This window comes from Alphaproteobacteria bacterium (assembly GCA_019635875.1).
GTDB lineage: Bacteria > Pseudomonadota > Alphaproteobacteria > Reyranellales > Reyranellaceae > JAFAZJ01.
This window is the reverse complement of the sequence record JAHBYP010000013.1, coordinates 20,702-41,940: the sequence shown is the minus strand read 5'-3', so window position 1 is coordinate 41,940 and position 21,239 is coordinate 20,702. Positions and strand designations below refer to the sequence as shown.

The 21,239-nt window shown below is 67.2% G+C and carries 21 protein-coding genes; 10 read left to right on the top strand and 11 right to left on the bottom strand.

Features of this window, described 5'->3' with window-relative positions:
- The 9 genes from KF889_29135 to KF889_29095 form a co-directional block, all read right to left on the bottom strand.
- Entirely contained in the window at positions 1 to 675 is a 675-nt protein-coding gene (locus tag KF889_29135) for an AroM family protein (GenBank protein MBX3503525.1), read from the bottom strand.
- A gap of 261 nt (positions 676 to 936) precedes the next feature.
- Entirely contained in the window at positions 937 to 1,989 is a 1,053-nt protein-coding gene (locus KF889_29130; protein MBX3503524.1) for an ABC transporter ATP-binding protein, read from the bottom strand.
- A 159-nt stretch (positions 1,990 to 2,148) separates the two neighbouring features.
- Positions 2,149 to 3,195 carry an ABC transporter substrate-binding protein gene (locus tag KF889_29125; protein MBX3503523.1) on the bottom strand — a complete coding sequence of 349 codons (1,047 nt, stop codon included), beginning with the start codon at positions 3,193 to 3,195 and terminating at the stop codon, positions 2,149 to 2,151.
- Positions 3,196 to 3,216: 21 nt separating this feature from the next.
- Entirely contained in the window at positions 3,217 to 4,020 is an 804-nt protein-coding gene (locus KF889_29120) for an ABC transporter permease (GenBank protein MBX3503522.1), read from the bottom strand.
- On the bottom strand, positions 4,017 to 4,925 hold the full coding sequence (locus KF889_29115) for an ABC transporter permease (protein MBX3503521.1): 909 nt from the start codon (positions 4,923 to 4,925) through the stop codon (positions 4,017 to 4,019). Before KF889_29115 ends, KF889_29120 begins: the two co-directional genes overlap by 4 nt.
- Positions 4,918 to 5,691 carry a helix-turn-helix domain-containing protein gene (locus tag KF889_29110; protein ID MBX3503520.1) on the bottom strand — a complete coding sequence of 258 codons (774 nt, stop codon included), beginning with the start codon at positions 5,689 to 5,691 and terminating at the stop codon, positions 4,918 to 4,920. Before KF889_29110 ends, KF889_29115 begins: the two co-directional genes overlap by 8 nt.
- Before the next feature lie 263 nt (positions 5,692 to 5,954).
- On the bottom strand, positions 5,955 to 6,641 hold the full coding sequence (locus tag KF889_29105) for a CBS domain-containing protein (protein ID MBX3503519.1): 687 nt from the start codon (positions 6,639 to 6,641) through the stop codon (positions 5,955 to 5,957).
- Positions 6,642 to 6,726: 85 nt separating this feature from the next.
- Complete coding sequence (locus KF889_29100; protein MBX3503518.1) at positions 6,727 to 7,995, bottom strand: amidase; 1,269 nt, start codon at positions 7,993 to 7,995, stop codon at positions 6,727 to 6,729.
- A 54-nt stretch (positions 7,996 to 8,049) separates the two neighbouring features.
- Positions 8,050 to 8,493 (bottom strand): DUF423 domain-containing protein, encoded by a 444-nt coding sequence (locus KF889_29095; protein ID MBX3503517.1) that lies wholly within the window; start codon positions 8,491 to 8,493, stop codon positions 8,050 to 8,052.
- A gap of 115 nt (positions 8,494 to 8,608) precedes the next feature.
- On the opposite strand from KF889_29095, the gene tssH reads away from it, so the two are divergent.
- From tssH to KF889_29060, 7 genes are all read left to right on the top strand, one after another.
- The gene (gene tssH, locus KF889_29090) at positions 8,609 to 11,248 is read left to right on the top strand and encodes a type VI secretion system ATPase TssH (GenBank protein ID MBX3503516.1); all 2,640 of its coding nucleotides are present in this window, start codon (positions 8,609 to 8,611) and stop codon (positions 11,246 to 11,248) included.
- A 123-nt stretch (positions 11,249 to 11,371) separates the two neighbouring features.
- The gene (locus tag KF889_29085; GenBank protein MBX3503515.1) at positions 11,372 to 11,854 is read left to right on the top strand and encodes a type VI secretion system tube protein Hcp; all 483 of its coding nucleotides are present in this window, start codon (positions 11,372 to 11,374) and stop codon (positions 11,852 to 11,854) included.
- Positions 11,855 to 11,912: 58 nt separating this feature from the next.
- The gene (locus tag KF889_29080; GenBank protein MBX3503514.1) at positions 11,913 to 12,401 is read left to right on the top strand and encodes a type VI secretion system tube protein Hcp; all 489 of its coding nucleotides are present in this window, start codon (positions 11,913 to 11,915) and stop codon (positions 12,399 to 12,401) included.
- A gap of 97 nt (positions 12,402 to 12,498) precedes the next feature.
- Complete coding sequence (locus tag KF889_29075) at positions 12,499 to 12,969, top strand: type VI secretion system tube protein Hcp (GenBank protein MBX3503513.1); 471 nt, start codon at positions 12,499 to 12,501, stop codon at positions 12,967 to 12,969.
- Between the two features lie 102 nt (positions 12,970 to 13,071).
- Positions 13,072 to 13,554, top strand: a complete 483-nt coding sequence (locus tag KF889_29070; GenBank protein ID MBX3503512.1) for a type VI secretion system tube protein Hcp — start codon at positions 13,072 to 13,074, stop codon at positions 13,552 to 13,554.
- Between the two features lie 58 nt (positions 13,555 to 13,612).
- Positions 13,613 to 14,101 (top strand): type VI secretion system tube protein Hcp, encoded by a 489-nt coding sequence (locus KF889_29065; GenBank protein ID MBX3503511.1) that lies wholly within the window; start codon positions 13,613 to 13,615, stop codon positions 14,099 to 14,101.
- A 185-nt stretch (positions 14,102 to 14,286) separates the two neighbouring features.
- Positions 14,287 to 14,499, top strand: a complete 213-nt coding sequence (locus KF889_29060; GenBank protein ID MBX3503510.1) for a hypothetical protein — start codon at positions 14,287 to 14,289, stop codon at positions 14,497 to 14,499.
- Between the two features lie 4 nt (positions 14,500 to 14,503).
- On the opposite strand, the gene KF889_29055 is transcribed toward KF889_29060, so the two are convergent.
- A complete protein-coding gene (locus KF889_29055) occupies positions 14,504 to 15,154 on the bottom strand; it encodes a hypothetical protein (GenBank protein MBX3503509.1) in 651 nt (216 codons plus the stop codon).
- A gap of 147 nt (positions 15,155 to 15,301) precedes the next feature.
- Here KF889_29055 and tssI point away from each other — a divergent pair, with 147 nt between their 5' ends.
- From tssI to tagH, 3 genes are all read left to right on the top strand, one after another.
- On the top strand, positions 15,302 to 17,293 hold the full coding sequence (gene tssI / locus KF889_29050; protein MBX3503508.1) for a type VI secretion system tip protein VgrG: 1,992 nt from the start codon (positions 15,302 to 15,304) through the stop codon (positions 17,291 to 17,293).
- Between the two features lie 34 nt (positions 17,294 to 17,327).
- Positions 17,328 to 17,927, top strand: a complete 600-nt coding sequence (locus KF889_29045; GenBank protein MBX3503507.1) for a hypothetical protein — start codon at positions 17,328 to 17,330, stop codon at positions 17,925 to 17,927.
- Between the two features lie 105 nt (positions 17,928 to 18,032).
- Positions 18,033 to 20,111, top strand: a complete 2,079-nt coding sequence (tagH, locus tag KF889_29040; GenBank protein MBX3503506.1) for a type VI secretion system-associated FHA domain protein TagH — start codon at positions 18,033 to 18,035, stop codon at positions 20,109 to 20,111.
- A 93-nt stretch (positions 20,112 to 20,204) separates the two neighbouring features.
- On the opposite strand, the gene tssG is transcribed toward tagH, so the two are convergent.
- Positions 20,205 to 21,239 carry a type VI secretion system baseplate subunit TssG gene (gene tssG, locus KF889_29035; GenBank protein MBX3503505.1) on the bottom strand — a complete coding sequence of 345 codons (1,035 nt, stop codon included), beginning with the start codon at positions 21,237 to 21,239 and terminating at the stop codon, positions 20,205 to 20,207.

Here is a 21,239-nt window from a genome sequence, read left to right as displayed (position 1 = left end):
CTACTCCAGCAACTCTCGCAGCACGCGCGCCGTGGCGGTGACGCCCAGCAGGGTCGGCACGCCGGTGACGCGGCTGACGATGTCCTTGGTGGCGGGCGTGTAGCTCATGCAATCCATGGCGATCAGGTCGGGCGACCGGGCCTTGAGCCGCGACGCCGCGGCCTCGACCTCGGCCTCACCGGCGCTGGGCGCCAGCGCCTCGGCGACCACCTCGACCCCCGGCCGCCGCCATTTCTCGGTGAGCTTCGCCGCCTGCTCGGCCAGCGGCACCAGCAGGCCCAGGCGGCCCGCCGGCAGCAGGCCGGCGCACAGGCCGGCCAGCACACGCGAGGGAAACAGCACGCCGGCGTCGCCCGGCATCGGCGGAAAGGCGCCTGTGCAGTTGAAGACCAGGGCGTCGGCGCCGTCGCCGCGAAGCATTGCTATGGTTTGCGATGCCCGCGCGATCACGGCCTTCTTGGAGATCTTCGCGTCCCGATCGCCGGGCAGGCGCGTATAGAGCGTGTCGGCGCCGTCCACGGGCGCGATCGCGGCGATCTCGGCGTCGCTCATGCCGTCGAGACAGCCGCGCAGGATCACGTGCGTGCCTGCAGGTGCCTGCGCCGCGAACAGCGCGGCGATGTCGTCGCGCGGGGCCTGGCCGATGACGGCGATGCCGAGGGTTCGTTGGGTCATGATTCTATGGTTTGCCATGCTCGATCGAGAGTGCCCGATGCCCGCCCGGCGACGCTTGCGGACGCGAAAACATGGCGGGGATACAAGGGGTCGCCTTCTCTCCGCCGGCCGTGTCCCGGGGATGATTCCACGGATCGGTCGGGTTCGGAATTTCCACCCCTAGGATTGTCGGGAAAGGCACGCCAGGCGGGCCAAGTCGCTGACGCAGCTTGATAATTTCCACCCCTACGGCCGTCGGGAAACACGCCCATCGCGGCATTTCTACGCCTCCAGGCTCACGGCATCCGAGGGCATCCAGGCGACGCCGACTCGGTCGCCGACCCTGCGGCCGCTGTCGCCGACGTTCTGCTCCTTGGCCAGCACGGCACGGCCCTCGTCGGTGACGATCCGGTAGAGCACCTGGCCGCCGAGGAAGTTGGCGGTCTCGATCCGGCCGCCCAGGGCGCCGTCGATCTCGCCGACCAGGCGCGTCTTCTCCGGACGTACGGCGATCATGCCCGCCCCTGCACGGGCGCCGTTGGCCACCGCCGGCAGCGCGCGGTCCTTGCCCATGACGAAGCGGCCGCCGTTCCAGGCGCCCTCGAACAGGTTGATCTCGCCGATGAAGTCGGCGACGAAGCGCGTGCGCGGGCGGTCGTAGATCTCCGACGGTGCGCCGACCTGCTCGACCCTGCCGGCGTTCATCACGGCGATGCGGTCGGACATCGCCAGCGCCTCCTCCTGGTCGTGGGTGACGAAGACCAGGGTGACGCCGAGCTCCTTCTGCAACTGCTTGAGCTCGAACTGCATGGACTGGCGCAGCTTGCGGTCGAGCGCCCCCAGCGGCTCGTCGCACAGCAGCACCGACGGGCGGATGACGATGGCGCGCGCCAGCGCCACGCGCTGCTGCTGGCCGCCCGAGAGCTGCGAGGGCCGGCGCGCCTCGTAGCCGTCGAGCGCCACCTGCTTGAGCGCCGCCGTGACCCGCTCCGCGATCTCCGCCCTGGGCAGGCCGCGCATGCGCAGGCCGAAGGCAACGTTCTCGGCCACGGTACGGTGCGGGAACAGCGCGTAGGACTGGAACACCATGCCCATGTCGCGCCGGTGCACCGGCAGGTCGGTGATGTCCTGGCCGCCGACGACGATGCGGCCGGCATCGGCCGTCTCGAAGCCGGCGATCAGGCGCAACGTCGTGGTCTTGCCGCAGCCGGACGGCCCCAGCAGCGAGAAGAACTCGCCGGCCTCGATGTCGAGCGTGACGTCGTCGACGGCGCGCACCTGACCGTCGAAGGTCTTGGTCACGCCGTCGATGCGGATCGATGCGGATTCACGCATGGCGCGCCATGGCCTTACCTTCCCCCGGAAGGGGAAGGTGCCCGAAGCGCGGATGGGGGATGTCGAAGACGGACTCCAAGTGTGCCGAAACATCCCCCATCCGTCGCGCTACGCGCGCCACCTTCCCCCTCCGGGGGAAGGTAGGATCGAGAGTCATCATCAGCCCCTGAGCAGGCGCGCGACGCGGGCGTCGATATCGTCCTTGCGCGCGTTGTACCACTTCCAGTCGGGCTGGATCAGCTGCGCGACCTTGGCCTCGGTGTTGAACAGCTTGGCGTCGTACCTGGGATCGAGCTTCACCTTCCTGTTCGACGGCGAGTACCAGACGCCCTCGGCAAGCTGCTTCTGGACGTCGGGACGCAGCATGAAGTCGATATAGGCGAAGGCCAGCTCCTTGACCTTGCTGCCCGGCGTGACGTTGAGCACCTGCTCCAGCGCCAGCACGCCCTCGGAGGGAATGGCGAAATCGACCGGCTGGTTCTGGCCGTCGTAGCGGTAGACGCCGCTGTCGTGGATCACGCCCATGCTGACCTCGCCGCTCAGCAGCATCTTTTCCATCTGCCCGGTGAAGTCGACCATCTTGATCGGCTTGAGCTGCTCGAGCGCCTTGTAGGCGGCGTCGAGGTCCTGCATGCCCTTGCCGTAGACCTTGCCCAGCATCATCAGATGGGCCTGGCCCAGGCTGTTGACCGGAATGATGTAGCCGCCACGCGCGCCGTCGAGCTTGCGGTCGGCGAGGTCCTTCCAGGATTTCGGCGGCGTCAGCCCCTTGTCGGTGCGATAGGCCAGGCCGATGGCGCTGGTGAAGATCGACACGCCGACGATCTTCTCGCTGACCGCGTAGGGATAGACGTCGGCGACGTTGGGTACCTCCTTGGGTGTGATCTTGGGCAGCACGATGCCCTCCTCGACCGCCTTCCACTGCTCGTTCGAGTTGGTGTGCAGCACATCGTAGATCGGATCGTTCTTGGCGCTGGCCTGCAGCTTGGGCAGGAACGGGAAGGCCTGGTCGGCCGACACCGTGCACTTGAACTCCTTCTCGAAGGCCGGCAGCACCGTGCCCTTCATGATCTCGCCCCACTTGCCGCCCCAGGTGGTGATCTTCAGGGTCTTGACCTGGGCATGCAGGATGGCGGGCGCCGCCAGGCTGGCGACGGCCGAGGCGGCGACGGTCTTCAATGCGGTGCGACGGGATAGACGGGACATGACAACCTCCTCCGTTCGAGATCAGAGCTTCACATAGGCCTTCAGGCCGATCACACGCTCGAGCAAGAGCACGACACTCAACGCCATCAGGATGGACACCATCGAGGCCGCGGCGATCGCGCCATCGAGGTCGAACTTCATGTAGTTGAACAGCACGACCGGCAGCGTCTCGCCCTTGGGCAGCACCAGGAACAGCGAGATCGGGAACTGGTCGAAGGAGACGATGAAGGCGAAGATGCCGCCGGCAATCACCCCCGGCCGGATCAGCGGCAGGGTCACCTCGAAGAAGACCCGCACCGGCGAAGCGCCGAGGCTGGCGGCGGCCTCCTCGACACGGGTGTCGAAATTGGCCAGCACCGCCAGCGTCGTGCGCAGCACGTAGGGCACCGCGACCAGCGTATGACCGAGCACCAGGCCCCACACCGGGCGGCCGACGCCCGAGAGCAGCAGCACCTGGAACAGCGCCAGGCCTGTGAGGATCGCCGGCAGCATGAGCGGGGACATGAAGAACGCCGTCAGCACGCGCGCGCCCGGCAGCCGGCCGCGCGCCAGGGCCAGCGCGCACATCGCGCCGAGCGTCGTCGACAGCACCAGCACCATCGCCGCCACGCGCAGGCTGAGCCACAGCGAGCGCATGAAGTCCTCGGTGGCGAAGAACTTCTCGAACCAGCGCGTGGTGACGCCGACCGGCGGAAAGGAGATGTAGGGCGTCGGGTTGAGCGCGAAGACCGCGACGATCGCCAGCGGCGCCAGCAGGAAGATCAGGATGGCGCCGTTGAGCGTGTAGTACGCCGCCCGGCCGGCATCGAAGCGGCGCGCGGTCATGCCAGCCCCTCGTCGCCGGAGAGACGCGCCAGAACGCGGTTGTAGGCGATGATGACGGCGAGCGAGACGGCCAGCAGCACGACGCCCAGCGCGCCGGCGAAGCCGACGTTGAAGGACGAGCTGACCTGCTGATAGATCATCATGGGCAGGGTCAGCACATTGGTGCCGCCCATCAGGAAGGGCGTGACATAGGCGCTGATCGACAGCGCGAAGACCAGCAGCGAACCGGCGAGGATGCCGGGCAGGCTGAGCGGCAGGGTGACCTCGACGAAGGCGCGCAGGCGGGTGGCGCCCAGATTGCGCGCCGCCTGCTCCAGGCGCTCATCGATGCGGCCGATCACGCCGGTCAGGGTCAGCACCATGAACGGCACGTAGATGTGCACCAGGGCGACGATGGTGCCGAACTCGTTGTACATCAGCGGCAATGGCGTCTCGATCAGGCCCATGCCGATCAGCGTGGTGTTGATCACGCCCTTGTCCTGCAGCAGCGTCATCCAGGCGAAGGTGCGCACGACGATGCCGGTCAGCATCGGCGCGATCACCGCCATCAGCAGCGCCGCGTGGCCGATGCGCGATTTCATGCGCGCCATCCAGTGGGCCAACGGGTAGCCGATGAGCAGCGCGACGAGCGTCGTGACCAGGCCGATGCGCAGGGTCGACCACAGCGCGTCGTGATAGAGATCGTCGTCGAGGAAGCGCTCGTAGTGGCGCGTGGTCCAGATGACGTTCGGGTTGGTGGCGGGATTGCCGCTGAGGAACGACAGCAGCGCCATCACGCCGAAGGGCAGCACGAAGAAGACGACGAACAGCAGCAAGGCCGGCGCCGCGAGCCAGGCGATGGGCGAGACGCCGTGTCGCCGCGCCGCCGCGGCCGGCGCGATGTCGTCGAGCGCGACGCTAGCCATGGGCACGCCTCGGCTCGACGGCGGCCTCGTCGCCGAAGCGCGCGACCAGCGCGGCCTTGACGTCGAGCAGCATGGTCGCGAGCTCGCGGCGGCGCTGGCGGTTCACGTGCAGGCCGGAGAACGCGATGTAGAGCGACATGGCATCGCCGGACTGCGGATCGGCCACGGCCACCGATACCGCGGCGACGCCGGGCAGCGCCTCGTCGTCGGACTCGTCGAAGCCGCGCGCGCGGGCGCGGCCAACGCGTTCCATCAGCTGGGTCAGGTTCGCCGGCGCATTCGGGCGATCGAGCATGGGATATGGGCTGAAGCGGCGCGCGATCTCGGCATCGGGCAGCCTTGCGAGCAGGTTGCGGCCGGTGGAGTTGGCCCAGGCCGGGCCGCGCGTGCCGGGCGGCGTCACCACCTGCAGCGGATGCGTGCCCGGCCGCGAGCGCAGGACCACGATCTCGCTGCCGTCGAGCAGGCTGATGCCGGTGGCGTAGCCGGTCTGGCGCGTGAGATCGATCAGCGCCGCATCGGCGGCCTCGACCAGCGGCTGCCCCGCGCGATACTGGCGGCCGACCTCGAGCAGCAGCATCCCGACGCGGTAGCGCTGCGTGACGGCATCGCGCTCGAGCAGGCCCTGCACCGCCATGTCCTTGAGCAGGCGCGATGCCGTGCTCTTGGGCATATCGAGCCCCAACGCCACCTCGCCGACGCCGAAGTCGGGTTCCCGCCCGCGCGCCCAGCGCAGGATGGCCACGACATTCGTCAGCGCACTCATCGGAGATTCCCGAAAAATGGAACTGCGTTCCATATTTCGATTACGTTAAGTTCAAGCGGCGGGCGAGTCAATGAGGGCTCCGGGACGAGGATGTCCCGATGCCTTGCAAGAGCCGTGCAAACCGACCAACCCAGGCCGGGCCAAAGCATCGAGCAGAACTCTGGTGGCGTCTGTCATCCCGAGCGGAGCGAGGGATCTGCGGTCGGCCTGGATCCCTCGCTCCGCTCGGGATGACAGGCGAGTCCGATTGACGGCACGCCGGGCTATATGACGGTCTTGACCTGGGCCATGTGGCTGCGGACCTCGCGCACGCCGTCGATCGTCTCCGCCAAGGCACGGCAGGCGTCGATCTCGCGCGTGGTCGCGGCTTCGCCCCACAGATGCACGATGCCCCTCTCGACGATCACGTTGGCGACGATCGAACCGGCCCAGTGCCGCGCCTTGAGCTGCCCGAGCAGCTTCTGGCGGATGTCGCGATCGTCGACCTCCGGCACCGTCTCCTCGGCCGGGGCGAGGATCAGCAGGGCGCGCAGCAGGTCGCTGCGGCTGACGATGCCGATCAGGCGCTGTCCGTCGAGCACCGGCAGGCGCTTGATCACGTGGCGCTCCATCAGCTCGGCCAGCTCGCGCAGCGGCATGGAGGCGCGCGCGCAAATTACGTCGCGGCTCATGACGTCGGCGACGCGCCGCCCCTGGCAGCGCAGAAACTCCGACGCCTGGCGCAGATCGCTGGTCAGCAATCCGCGCCACCAGGGATGTCGCTTCTCCGTGCGCAGCTCGCCGCGCCGCATGAGATCGGATTCGCTGATCAGGCCGACCAGGCGGCCATCGGCATTGAGCACCGGCAGCGCGCTGATGCGCCGGCCCAGCAGCAGGCGGGCGGCTTCATAGACGCTGGTCTCAGGCGAGACGGTGACGACGTCCGCCGTCATGATGTCGATGGCCTTCACGGCGACCTCGCGGCACTTCCAGGAGCGCCGCCATGATGGGCGGGAATCGCCGACCGGGCCTTGACCTGGCGCAAATCCGCCGGCGTCAGGCGTGCTCCAAAGCCGCCTCGACCCAGGCGGCGGCGTCGAGCAGATCGTCGTCCGTCCCCGGCGCGCCGACGAGCTGCACGCCGATCGGCAGGCCCCTGGCGCCCTTGCCGGCGGGGATCGACATCAGCGGCCCGCCGAGCAGGGTCCACAGGCGGTTGAACAGCGGATCGCCGGTGCGCTCGATGCCCCGGGGCGCCTCGTCGGGCGCCGCCGGCGTCAGCCAGATCTCGCCACGCCCGATCATGCGCGCGAAGTCGGCGCGACGGTCGGCGATCTCCTGCGCCAGCACGGCCGCCTCCCTGGCGGAGATCGACGCGCCCTCGGCGACCTGGTCCTTGAAGCCCTGGCTGATCTTCCCGCCATGCGCGGCGATGATCTTCTCGAAGACCGCGGGCATCTCGCGCAGCATGAAGCGGCGGTGGGTCTCGACGAGACGGTCCCAGGAGGGCGGGCAGACGACCTCGAAGACCGTGGCGCCGGCGACGCGCAGCTTCTCGAACGCACCTTCGACGACGCGCTTCGTGCCTGGGCCCGCCTGGTCCCATTGCGGCGTGCGGCACAGGCCAATCACCGGCTTGCGCGCCGTCACGCGATTCCTTGCGTCGCGGGCCAGCGCCGCGCGCACCGGCGCGATATCGGCTACGGTGCGTGCATAGAAGCCGAGCGTGTCGAAAGACGGCGCGAGCGGATGGATGCCGGCGGTGTCCGTCCAGCCATAGGAGCCCTTGTAGGCAACCACGCCACAGAACGAGCCCGGGCGAATCACCGAGCCGGCGGTCTGCGTCCCCAAGGCCACCGGCACCATGCCATCGGCCACCGCGGCGGCGGAGCCGCTGGAGGAGCCGCCCGGCGTGTGTTGCAGGTCATGCGGGTTGCGCGTCCTGCCGGGATGCATCGAGGCGAACTCGGTGCTGACGGTCTTGCCCAGGACCACGGCGCCGGCATAGCGCAAGGCGGCCACGCAGGCGGCGTCGGCGTCCGGACGATGGCCGACAAAGGCCTTCGAGCCATAGCCGGTCGGCAGGTCGACGGTGTCGATGATGTCCTTCACGCCCACCGGCAGGCCGGCCAGCGGCCCGACCAGATTCATGCCGGCGATGCGCCGTGCCGCCGCCTCGTCGATCGTCTCCCAGGCGCCCACCGCGGCTTCGCGCGCATGGAAGCGCGCGAAGCAGGCATCGAGCACCCCCTGCGCGCTCAGGCTGCCAGCGCGCAGACCCACGAGAGTCTCGCACACGGTCGGGCACAACGGCGTATCGGTCATGACAAATCCCCCGCTCTCGGTCGTCCGAAGCATCGCAGGCCCGATCCGGCCGGATCAATCGGCGGATCGCCCGGCCTGCCAGCCGCCCAGCGCCACGACCAGCCAGCCGCCGACCAGGGCAAGGCCGCCAAACGGCGCCACCACGCCCAGCCCGCGCGGCGCGCCGAACGCCAGCAGATGCAGGGAGCCGCAGAAAAGCGCAGTTCCGACGACAAATAGCCAGGCCGCCACGACCATCGAGCGTGCCGCCGCCGCATTGCGGTCGACCAGACGGGCCAGCGCTACCGCGGCGCACACAGCGACGGCATGCACCAGCTGATAGCGCACGGCGGTATCGACCAGCTCGGCCGCGCGTCGGCCATGGCTGGTCTCCAGTCCATGTGCCGCCCAGGCGCCGAGCGCGACGGCGGTGGCGCCGAGCGCGCCGGCCAGGATCAATGCCACCGAAATCGATTTCCGATTGAACACCCCCTCGACTCCGTGAACGTTTCTGTTCATTCTTTATATAGTCCGCACCGCGCCGGAGAGGGATTGGTCAGCGGACTGTTACAGCATCGCAACGCCGATGCGTTACCTAGTCGCCAGTGCGCCTCGCGCCGGGGGGAATTGACCTATGGCCGTTGATCTCAAATCGCTTGTCTCCAAGCTCAATGATCCCTGCCGCAAAGCCCTCGAAGCGGCCGCCGGTCTGACGATGTCGAGGACCAATTACAATGTCGAGATCGAGCACTGGTTGCTGAAGATTCTCGACGTTCCTGACAACGACATCGCCAAGATCATGGGCAAGTACGAGGCCGATGTCGGTCGATTGAGCGCTGATCTCAATCGCGCCATCGACCGATTCAAGACAGGCAACGGACGACCGCCGGCGCTCGCACCGCAGATCGTCAAGCTCGCCAGCGAGGCCTACCTCTTCGCCTCGGTCAACAAGTCCTCTCCCCAGGTGCGTTCGGGCCACATTCTCGTGGCGATGCTGACCGACGAGACCATGGCGATCGCCGCGCGCAACGCGTCGAGCCAGTTCTCGAAGATTCCCGTCGAGGCGCTGGCCCGCGACTTCGACGCCGCGACGGAAGGCTCGTCGGAGGCCAAGGCGGCCGAGGTGGCGCAGGACGTGCAGTCCGGCGCCGGCACGCCGGGCGGGCCGCGACCGACCGGTGCCAAGACCGGCGCGCTCGACCTCTACACCACCGATCTGACGGCGCGCGCCAAGGCCGGCAAGCTCGATCCGGTGCTGGGCCGCGACAACGAGATCCGGCAGTGCATCGACATCCTGCTGCGCCGCCGCCAGAACAACCCGATCCTCACCGGCGAGGCCGGCGTCGGCAAGACCTCGGTGGTCGACGGCCTGGCGCTGAAGATCGCCGAGGGCGACGTGCCGGAGAAGCTGAAGAACTGCGCCATCCGCGTGCTCGATCTCGGCCTGCTGCAGGCCGGCGCCGGCATGAAGGGCGAGTTCGAGAACCGGCTGAACAGCGTGCTGCAGGACGTCAAGGCCTCGCCGCAGCCCATCATCATGTTCATCGACGAAGCCCACATGATGATCGGCGCCGGTGGCCAGGCCGGCCAGGGCGACGCCGCGAACCTGCTGAAGCCGGCGCTGGCGCGCGGCGAGCTGCGCACGATCGCGGCCACGACCTGGGCCGAGTACAAGAAGTACTTCGAGCGCGACCCGGCGCTGACCCGGCGCTTCCAGGTGGTCAAGGTCGAGGAGCCGGACGAGAAGTCGGGCATCGACATGCTGCGCGGCATCGCCAACGTCATGGAGAAGCACCATCAGGTGCGCGTGCTCGACGAGGCCGTGCAGGAGGCGGTGCGGCTGAGCAACCGCTACATCGCCGGCCGGCAATTGCCCGACAAGGCGATCAGCGTGCTCGACACTGCCTGCGCGCGCGTCGCCATGGGTCTCGCCTCGACGCCGCCGGCGGTCGAGGATCTGCGCCGCCGCATCGGCCTGCTCGACAACCTGATCAACATCCAGAAGCGCGAGCAGCAGGCGGGCACCGACCACCAGGAGGAGATCACCGAGGGCGAGGAGTTGCTGGCCAAGCTCAAGGAAGAGCTGGTGGCGATGGAAGAGCGCTGGAAGCAGGAGAAGGTCCTCGTCGACGAGGTCACCAAGCTGCGCGCCGAGCTCGAGGGCGAAACCAACGAGGCCGAACGTCCGGCCAAGAAGGCGTCGCTCGACGAGAAGTGGGAAGCGCTCAAGAGGCTGCAGGGCGAGACGCCGCTGGTGCTGCCGCTGGTCGACGCCCAGGCGGCGGCGGCCATCGTCGGCGACTGGACCGGCATTCCGGTCGGCCGCATGCTGGGCGACCAGATCCGCACCGTGCTGAACCTGAAGGACAAGATGGCCGAGCGGGTCATCGGCCAGGATCACGCGCTGGAGATCATCGCCAAGGGCATGCGCACGGCGCGCGCACGCATGCAGGATCCGCGCAAGCCGCTGGGCGTGTTCATGCTCGCCGGCACGTCGGGCACCGGCAAGACCGAAACCGCGCTGACGCTGGCCGAGGAAATGTACGGCGGCGACCAGGCGCTGACGATCATCAACATGTCGGAGTTCAAGGAGGAGCACAAAGTCTCGATGCTCGTTGGCTCGCCGCCGGGCTATGTCGGCTACGGCGAAGGTGGCGTGCTCACCGAGGCCGTGCGGCGCCACCCCTATTCGGTGGTGCTGCTCGACGAGGTCGAGAAGGCCCACCCGGGCGTCCAGGACGTGTTCTACCAGGTGTTCGACAAGGGCATGCTGCGCGACGGCGAAGGCCGCGACATTGACTTCAAGAATACTGTCATCATCCTGACGTCGAACGCCGGCACCGAGCTGATCTCCAAGCTCTGCGCCGATCCGGATACCAGGCCGAACCCCGAGGCGCTGGCCAGCTCGCTGCATCCGGAGCTGCTGAAGACCTTCAAGCCGGCCTTCATCGGCCGCATCACGGTCGTGCCCTACTACCCGCTCGACGACTCGACGATCAAGAAGATCGTCCGGCTGCAGCTCGGTCGGGTGGTCAAGCGGGTGGCGGAAAACTACAAAGCGACAATGGTTTACGACGAGGCGATGGTCGACGCCATCGCCGCGCGTTGCACCGAGGTCGAGTCCGGCGCACGCAATATCGAGCAGATCATCCAGCGCACCATGCTTCCGGAGTTGTCCGGCCACTTCCTTTCGGCCCTCGCCGACGGCCAAGTTATCAACAAAGTGCATGTGGGGGTGGACAAGGACGGGAAGTTCGAGTACAAGATTGAGTAATCACTCAGTATGAGTGGGTGAGCGTCGGGGGCGGCGGCGAGTGGCTGCTCAGGGGCGAGATGGTCAGATCGCCCGAACGACAGATCAGGCGGATCGGGCACCCGGTCCAGAAGGAGGAGCAAAATGGCGATCTACATGAAGTATGCGAGCATTGGCGGCAGTTCGACGGCGCAGTCCCACGAGGAGTGGATCACCTGCGAGTCGATCAGCTGGGGTGGTGGCCGCGCGATCGGCACGGCGACCGGTTCGAGCAAGAACCGCGAAGCCTCGATGGTCTCGATCAGCGAGGTGGTGATCACCAAGGCGCAGGACAACGCCTCCCCCGAGCTGCTGAAGCGGTCCTATGTCGGCACCGACGGCGAGGACGTCACCATCCACCTGACGACGACCAGCAACGAGGGCGTCAACACCATCATGGAGCTGAAGCTGACCAACACGCTGGTGAGCGGCTTCTCGGTGAGCTCCGGCGGCGACCGTCCGTCGGAGTCGGTGTCGATGAACTTCACCAAGATCGAGTCGACGTTCCACAACCAGGCGGTCGAGAGCACCGAAGCCGCCACGCCGTTCACCGTCACCTACGATCTCGCCACGGCGGTGGCCACCTGAGCCACGCTACGGATCGCACACCAACACCTGGGCCCCAGCGGCCCTAACGGAGGACACAATGGCTATTTATATGGAATACGATGGCGGCGGCGTCGCGGGCGACTCGACGGCGGAATCGCACACCAACTGGATCACGCTGCAATCCTGCCAGTGGGGCATCGGTCGCGGCATCTCCACCCCGGTGGGCAGCGCCGAGAATCGCGAAGCCTCGACCTGCAACGTGAGCGAGATCGTGGTGACCAAGATGCTGGACTCGGCCTCGGGCCCGCTCTGGCAGGAACTGGTCAAGAACACCGACGGCAAGGACGTCACGATCGACTTCACGTCGACCAGCGGCGGCGCCGACAACACCTTCATGTACATCAAGCTGACGAACACGCTGGTCAGCGGCATGTCCTTCTCTTCGGGCGGCGATCGCCCGAGCGAGTCGCTGTCGCTGAACTTCACCAAGATCGAGACCAAGTACCTCGAGCAGGCCTTCACCGGCACGGGCGCGACCGGCGGCAGCGTGATCACCTACGATCTCGCCCTGTCCAAGGCGACCTGATCGCCGCGGCCGAGTACCGATATCGCGATCGGCGCGGCGTGTGAACGCCGCGCCGTTTTGCTGGCAGCACGCCCCTTCCTGGGCAGGGAGCCATGATATGCCGATCTACATGAATTACGACGGCGTCGACGGCGACGTCACGGCCGAGGGCCATGCCGGTTGGATCAACCTGCACTCGGTGCAGTGGGGTTCCTCGCGCGGCGTCACGACGTCCGGAGAAGTCGGCCATCGCGCCAAGAGCGCGGTGCAGATGCGCGAGGTCGTGGTCACCAAGGACCGCGACCATGCGAGCGGCAAGCTGTGGCGCGAACACCTGGTGGGCGATCCCAAGACGGTCGAGATCGTCTGGACCACGACATCGCAGGGCGGCGAGCTGATCTACCAGAAGATGAAGCTCACCAACGTGCTGGTAAGCTCGTTCGCATCGTCCGGCCATGCCGACGACAAGCCGGTCGAGCAGATCTCGTTCAACTTCACCGAGATCGAGGGCACCTTCTACGACATGGCGCAGCAGGGCACGAAGACCAGCAAGCCGTTCGTGCAGTCCTACAACCTATCGAAGGGCTGACGCCCCAGAACTGGCCGGGGTAGCTGCTCAGGGGCGAGATGGTCAGATCGCCCGAACGACAGATCAGGCGGATCGGGCACCCGGTCCAGAAGGAGGAGCAAAATGGCGATCTACATGAAGTATGCGAGCATTGGCGGCAGTTCGACGGCGCAGTCCCACGAGGAGTGGATCACCTGCGGCTCGATCCAGTGGGGCGGCGGCCGCGCGATCGGCACGGCGACCGGTTCGAGCAAGAACCGCGAAGCCTCGATGGTCTCGATCAGCGAGGTGGTGATCACCAAGGCGCAGGACAACGCCTCCCCCGAGCTGCTGAAGCGGTCCTACGTCGGCACCGACGGCGAGGACGTCACCATCCACCTGACGACGACCAGCAACGAGGGCGTCAACACCATCATGGAGCTGAAGCTGACGAACTCGCTGGTGAGCGGCTTCTCGGTGAGCTCCGGCGGCGACCGTCCGACGGAGTCGGTGTCGATCAACTTCACCAAGATCGAGTCGACGTTCCACAACCAGGCGGTCGAGAGCACCGAAGCCGCCACGCCGTTCACCGTCACCTACGATCTCGCCACGGCGGTGGCCACCTGAGCCACGCTACGGATCGCACACCAACACCTGGGCCCCAGCGGCCCTAACGGAGGACACAATGGCTATTTATATGGAATACGATGGCGGCGGCGTCGCGGGCGACTCGACGGCGGAATCGCACACCAACTGGATCACGCTGCAATCCTGCCAGTGGGGCATCGGTCGCGGCATCTCCACCCCGGTGGGCAGCGCCGAGAATCGCGAAGCCTCGACCTGCAACGTGAGCGAGATCGTGGTGACCAAGATGCTGGACTCGGCCTCGGGCCCGCTCTGGCAGGAACTGGTCAAGAACACCGACGGCAAGGACGTCACGATCGACTTCACGTCGACCAGCGGCGGCGCCGACAACACTTTCATGTACATCAAGCTGACGAACACGCTGGTCAGCGGCATGTCCTTCTCTTCGGGCGGCGATCGCCCGCACGAGTCGCTGTCGCTGAACTTCACCAAGATCGAGACCAAGTACCTCGAGCAGGCCTTCACCGGCACGGACGCGACCGGTGGCAGCGTGATCACCTACGATCTCGCCCTGTCCAAGGCGACCTGATCGCCGCGGCCGAGCACCGGTATCGCGGTCGGCGCGGCGTGTGAACGCCGCGCCGTCTTGCTGGCAGCACGCCCACGGCCGAGGGCCATGCCGGTTGGATCAACCTGCACTCGGCGCAGCGGGGTTCCTCGCGCAACGTCTCGACGCCCGGAGAAGTCGGCCAGCGCACCAAGAGCGCGGTGCAGATGCGCGAGGTCGTGATACCAACGACCGCGACCCAAGGCGTCGAGATCGCCTGGACAACGACATCGCAGGACGGCGAGCGGATCTACCAGAAGATGAAGCTCACCAACGTGCTGGCAAGCTCGTTCGCCTCGGGCGGCCAAGCCGACGACAAGCCGGTCCAGCAGATCTCGTTCAACCCGTTCGTGCAGTCCTACGACCCGTCGAAGGACTGACGCCTCAGAACTGGCCGGGTTGGATCCGCCGGATGTCCGAGTTGCCGGGTGCCAGGACGTAGAGCAGGCGCAGCTGGGCGGAGCCCGGGCGCGGGTCGGCGGGCTGGCCCTGCACCTGCGGCCGGGCGGCGACCACCATCACCAGCTCGATGGCGCGGCCCTTCTCATCGGCGCCCTGGAACAGCAGGATGCGGCCGTCGGGAAGCTGGACGTTGGTCTTGACCTTGTCCTTCACGAAGCGGGTGGACTGGCTTACGAAGTAGTCGCGCAGCGCGTTGCCCGCCCCAATGATGATTTCGGTGCTGGCCGGATCGGGGGCGTTCCAAAGGATATTGACCTGGATGAGAGTCTTGGAGCGGAAGCCGAACACATACGCGATCTGCGCGTTGCCGCTGTTGGCAATCAGGTCCTTGACTGTGATCGACAGGCTACGCGTCTGCTCCAGCGGATGGGTGGAGGCCTTGATCGCGGCATCGTTGAGCTTGAAGTCCTCGCGGATCGCGGCGCGAACCTGGGCCTCGGGCTGGCCGAACTTGGCCGAACGAAAGCCTTCGATGCCGGTCGGCGCGGCGGGCGCCTGTTGCGCCATCGCCATCTCGCCTCGGCCGATCGCACACAGCAGCGACAGCAGGCAGACGACCATCATCACACGCATGTTGCTCCGACCCTTCGAATGGAGACTGAGTTGCCGGCAATTAAAGTGAGCGAATGATCGCTTTTTTCTTGACCCAGACACGAGCCTGTCAGACACTTTGCCATAGACTGGCCGCGCGATATGTTCGCGGCCACTAGGAGCGCGGCCATGGCTACGATCACTGACGCTAAACGCTGGCTGCAGCTCACGACTCCGTTGGGCAAGGATCAGATGATCCTGACCGGATTTTCCGGCGAGGAAGCGATCAACGGATTCTTCTCCTTCCGCCTGGACGCGATCTCGCCCAAGGAAGACATCAAGCCGACCGACCTGCTGGGCAAGGAGGTCACCTTCAGCGTCGCCTCGGGTGACAGTGCCAAGCGCTTCTTCCACGGCTTCGTAAGCCGCATGAGCTCGGGCGGCGCGATCGACCACTGGGGCGACGGCACGAACTACTTTGTCTATCACCTTGAGGTCGTGCCGGAGTACTGGTTCCTCACCCATCGCGTCGATTGTCGCATATTCCAGGAGAAGACGACAAAGGCGATCATCGAGGAGGTGCTGTCGACAGCCGGCGCCAAGGCGGCGACGAAGCTGCCGACCGGCCGCACCTGGGAGTACTGCGTGCAGTACCTCGAAAGCGACTGGGCCTTCATCGAACGCCTGGCCCAGGAGGAAGGCTGGGTGTGGTTCATCCGCCACAAGGACGGCGCCAACGAGCTGCATGTCGGCGAGGACGCCGGCGTCTACTACGGCATCGAGATGGCGAATGTCGAGATGGACGCCGAAGGGACCGCCAACAACGTGGTCAATGCCTTCGACCAGGAATACCGCTTCCTGCCGACCAAGTGGGCGAACGAGGACTACGACTTCAAGGCGCCGTCGAAGGACCTGCTGGTCTCGACCAACAGCGTCACCAAGTCCGGCAAGTCGGGCCAGTACGAGGTCTACGACTTTCCGGGCAACTACATCGACAAGGGCAATGCCGACGGCAAGGGCGACCGGATCGCCAAGCGCCGCATCGAGGCGCTGGAGGCCAACTACAAGCTCGCCGAGGGCCACGGCGCCGTGCGCTTCTTCGAGGCCGGCGGCTATTTCACGCTGAAGGGCCACCGCTTCAAGAGCGAGGACGGCAAGCAGTGGGTCATCGCCCGCGTGCGCCATGCCGCGTCGGGCGCCGGCCATGCCGCGGGCGCGGGCGGCGCGTACACCTACGGCAACAGCTTCGTCGTCGCGCCCAAGGAAACCGTGCTGCGGCCGGCGCGCACGACGCCACGGCCGATCATCGCCGGGCCACAGACCGCGGTAGTCGTCGGACCGGCAGGCGAAGAGATCGACGTCGACCAGTACGGCCGCATCCACGTGCAGTTCCACTGGGATCGCCTGGGCACGAAGGACGAGAAGAGCTCATGCTGGATCCGCGTGGCGCAGTCCTGGGCCGGTCCGCAATGGGGCACGGTCTTCACGCCGCGCATCGGCATGGAGGTCGTGGTCGAGTTCCTCGACGGCGATCCCGACCGGCCGCTGGTCACCGGCTGCGTATACAACGGCGACAACATGCCGCCCTGGGCGCTGCCGGGAAACAAGACGCAAAGCGGCATCGAGACGCGCAGCTCCAAGGGCGGCGCCAAGGCCGACACCAACATCTTCCGCTTCGAGGACAAGAAGGCGGCCGAGATCATCTACATGCACGCCCAGAAGGACCACGTGGTCGAGGTCGAGCATGACGAGAACATCACCATCGACAACGACCAGACGCGGCACATCAAGAACAACCAGACCCTGAAGGTCGACAACAACCAGTCGGAGACGATCAAGCAGAACCGCGACACGACGATTACCCAGGGCAACGACACCTACAAGCTGAGCATGGGTAATCTCAAGGAAGACATCAGCATGGGCAATCGCACGACGACGATTGCCATGGGCAACGACAAGCTTGGCATCAGCCTGGGCAAGCAGGACGTCGAGGCGATGCAGAGCATCGAGTTGAAGGTCGGCAGTTCCTCGGTCAAGCTCGACCAGATGGGCGTGACCATCAAGGGCATGATGATCAAGGTCGACGGCCAGATGATAGTCGACATAAAGGGCGGACTGATGACGACGGTCAAAGGCGGGGCGATCCTCATCCTCAAGGGTGGCATAACGCTCATCAACTGAGGCGGGCGGCGAGCAAGGGCAGGTAGGAGGCGGGATGGCCGGAGAAGTGCAGCCGTTCACGAAACTGGCCAGTGCGGAGATCCCCGCGGTGGCGCAGTCGGGTGAGCTCGGCCCGGAAGCGCAGGCTCTGGTGCCCGCCGCGACGGGTCCCGAGGGATTTGTCGCCTCGTTGATCGATGCGGGCCTTCTTCAGGACGCCGTGCGATTCCTCGCGCACTCGCTGCGCCCTCGCGAGGCCGTATGGTGGGCCTGCCTGGCCGCTCGCGCCTATATCGCCGCCGGCAATCCCGTCGAGCAGACGGACACCGATGCGCTCACTGCCGCCGAGACCTGGGTGTTCAAGCCCGACGAAGACAATCGACGCGCCGCGTACGACCGCGCGATGGCCAGTGGCTTCCAGACCCCAGCCTCCTGGGCGGCGATGGGTTCGTTCTGGAGCGGCGGCTCGATCGCGCCGGCCAATCTTCCCGCCGTGCCGCCACCGGCCAACGCCTTGGGCCGCGCAATCTGGGGGGCGGTCGTCATGGCTGCGGTGACCAACCCGAAATCACCGCAGGACATGGAGGACCGGCATCGGGCATTTCTGAGCCAGGGCATAGACATCGCCCAGGGCGGCAACGGCCGACCCAAATAAGACGGCTGGCGGCGCCCGCGCGCCGTGTCAGCTTCATGTGACGGCGACCGAGGCACGCTGCTATACATGGGCAGCCAAGACCTGCCTCTGCCGGAGAGCCGACGAATGGCTGCATCCCTTACCCTTCGTATCCTATCGGGGCCGCCGACCGAGCGCGCGCCCTCGCCGCTCACGCTCGCCGGCGGCCGCGCGACGATTGGCCGTCGCGACGGAAACTCCTGGGTCCTGCCCGATGCTTCCGCCGGCGTGTCGCGCGAGCATGCGGTGATCGAGGGCGCGCAGGGCGGCTGGCAGATCGTCGACAAGTCTGCCAACGGTACCTTCGTCAACGGCCAGAACGTCGGCAACGGCAACGCCTGGCCACTCAACGCGGGCGACTCGATCCGCATCGGCGGCTACGAGATCGCCGTCGAGGTGGACGGCGGCCAGGGTGATTTCGGTGGCCCGGTGGCCGGGCCGCCGACCATCGGCAACGACTCGTTCGATCTCGGCGACCTCGCACGGTCGGATTTCAACGCGCCGCGCGCCGCGCCACGGGGTCCCTCGCCCCTCGATCCGATGGCGGAGGAGCGACCACCGGAGCTGCCGGCGAGCAACGACCTCTTTGGCGAGCTCGGTGACAATCGCACGCCCCTGTCGCCTGACGGCAGCATGGCCGATCCATTCAATGCGCCCGAGCAGCGCGGTCTCGGCGGCCCGCTGCCGGATCCCTCGCCGTTCGGCGCGTCGCCACAGGGCGGGTCGCCCTTCGGTGGACCGGGCCAGGACAATTGGAGTGGCGGTCCCATAGGTGACGGCGATCCGCTGGCACCGCCGCAACCCCCGCCGCAGCGTTCGGCGTTCACCAACACGCCGGATCCGCTGGCGGCACTGCCCGACCCCTTCGACCAGCAGCCACTGGCACCGGACGACCGGCACGCGCCGATGCCCCAGTCGCCCTTTGCCATGCAGCCAGTGGCGCTTCCGAACCCGGTGGGACCCGACCCCCAGCAGGCGTTGCCGACCGACTGGGATTCTTCGACGCCGCGCGGCCTGAGCACGCCGCCGGCCGAGCTCGATCCGATCGAGGCCGCGCTCGCCGGCCTCGCGCCCAAATCGGGCGCTTCGCAGTCCGTCACGCCGGATCCAGGACTCGACCGCGCATTCGGCGAGCAGCCGGCGCCGCCCCCACCGCATCAGCCCGCCAATCGACCGCGTCCGCAGGCGCCCGCGCCGCGCCCGGCTGCCTCGCCACCACCACCCACCCCCCCAGCGCGCGCAGTACCGCCAATCGCGCCAGCGACGGACGACTGGGTCGACGCGCCGCCGCCATCGATGGCCGACAACCTGTTTGGCGATGCGGGCGCCAATGCGCCGCCGTCGGGTCTGGAGAGCGGACTGTCGCCGACGCCGATCCCGGCCGACGATCCGTTCGCCGGACCATCAGGCCGGCAGCCATCGGGGCGCATCTCGGTTTCGAAGGTCGCTTTCCCGCCCGCAGGCGCGCCGGTAGCGCCTGCGCCGCCCAGACCGACTCCCGCCGTGCCATCGCCGCCACCTCCACCGCCGCAGCGCCGCACGGCCGACGCGCAGCCTTCGGCTCCGTCGCCCGCCTTGGCTGGCGACGATCTGTTGCGCGCGTTCCTTGACGGCGCTGGCATCGAGAATCTGCCGCCCAACACCGACCCGGCAACGGCACTCAGGACGCTGGGCGCTTCAACGCGCGCCATCGTCTCGACGCTTGCGCGGCTGCTCGAGGCCCGCCGTCTGCTCAAGGGCGAGTTCCGCATCAGCCAGACCGTGGTCGCGGCACGCGAGAACAACCCGCTGAAGTTCTCCGCCGACGAGTCGGAGATGCTGCTGGTGATGCTGGGCGCGGTGCGGCCTGGCTTCCAGTCCGGCCAGGCTGCGGTCTGGGACGCCGGCAAGGACCTCGAGGCGCATCAGCTGGCCCTGCTCGCCGCCTTCCGTGCCGTGCTCGATGCCGTGCTGGCGCGGCTGTCGCCGGAGGCCGTCGCCGCTGCCGGTGGCAATGAAGGCGGTGGCGTCTTCGGCCGCCGCAAGGAAACCGTCTATTGGGAGCACTACACCAAGGCCTATGGCGAGGTGAAGCAGGACGTCGGCAACACGCTGGCCGGCCGCATCGGCCAGATCTTCGCCGAGGCCTATGAGCGCGAGAACAGCAAGAAGGGCGGGTCGCGTTGATTCTCGCCGGATTCCCCTTCGACATCACGGCGCACGGCGGGCTGATCGTGGGGCCGTGCGCATCAACGGTACCGATCGGCTAGATCGCCCCGTTCAGGGGACCGCGTCGCAGGACAGGATGGTGTCGTCGGGATCGCTCGCCGGCGCCACCGATGTCAGCCACGTGTTCCAGCCCAGCCGTGCACCGTCTCCGCCGCCCCAGTCGCCCAGTTGCATCGGCGGGACATCATCGCGGCGCAGGACCAGCTGGATGTCGAAGAACATCGCCTCACCGACGAACAGCCGCGCCAGGTGCACGAGTTCGCGCAGCCGTGTCTGGTCGGGCAGGAAGGAGCGCAAAGTCTTGTAGTCGAGCGGCCCCAGCTTGATGCGGAACTTGGCTTCCGGACGCATCACGCGCGCGCCGATCACCGCCTCGTCGCCCAGCCGGCAGAAGCTGCTCGGCGTCAATTGCGTCTGCTCGCTCGGCGGCAGCCGCTCCCAGTGCGGCACGTAGGTGTCGACGGTGATCCTCTCGCCGAAATAGTCGCTGAGGATCGCCTCGAGCACGACAGCCGAGCGCGGATTGCCGGCATAGGCGCCGGCGTAGAAGCGCAGCGCCGTGTGGCGCGGCGCCAGCCTGCCCTTCAGCCCGCCAGTGCTGAAACCAAGAATCGCGTCGACAAAACCCGCGATGCCGAGATCCGACGGCAGCGCGGTCGGTCCCAGCTCGTCGTAGGTCGAGTTGACCTGCGCCGTGAGCCGATACTTCTTCCAGGCGCGGATGAAGAAGCTGGCGGAGCGATGGGTGAACAGATCGAGGAAGTCGGCGAGAGACGTATCCTTCTCGCGCTGCCGCTCGAGCACCTTGTCGCTGTAGATCTGCGGCAGCACGCCCGAAGGGCCATGCATTCCCATGAAGGTGATTTCCACCTTCGGTGGTCCGCCGCGCGTCTCGCGCACCTGGGTGAGCTCGGCGACCGGGAAGCCCAGCGCCGTCTCACTGACAAAATGCAGCACCTCGTCCTCGGGCAGAGCGCTGCCGCCGACCGGCGCACCGCCGCCCGCCCGCCTACCCTGGCGCGCGGCGTGGCGCTCGAGCGTGAGGATGGCCTGCAGCGTGTCGAACGCCTCAGGCTCCTCGCGCAA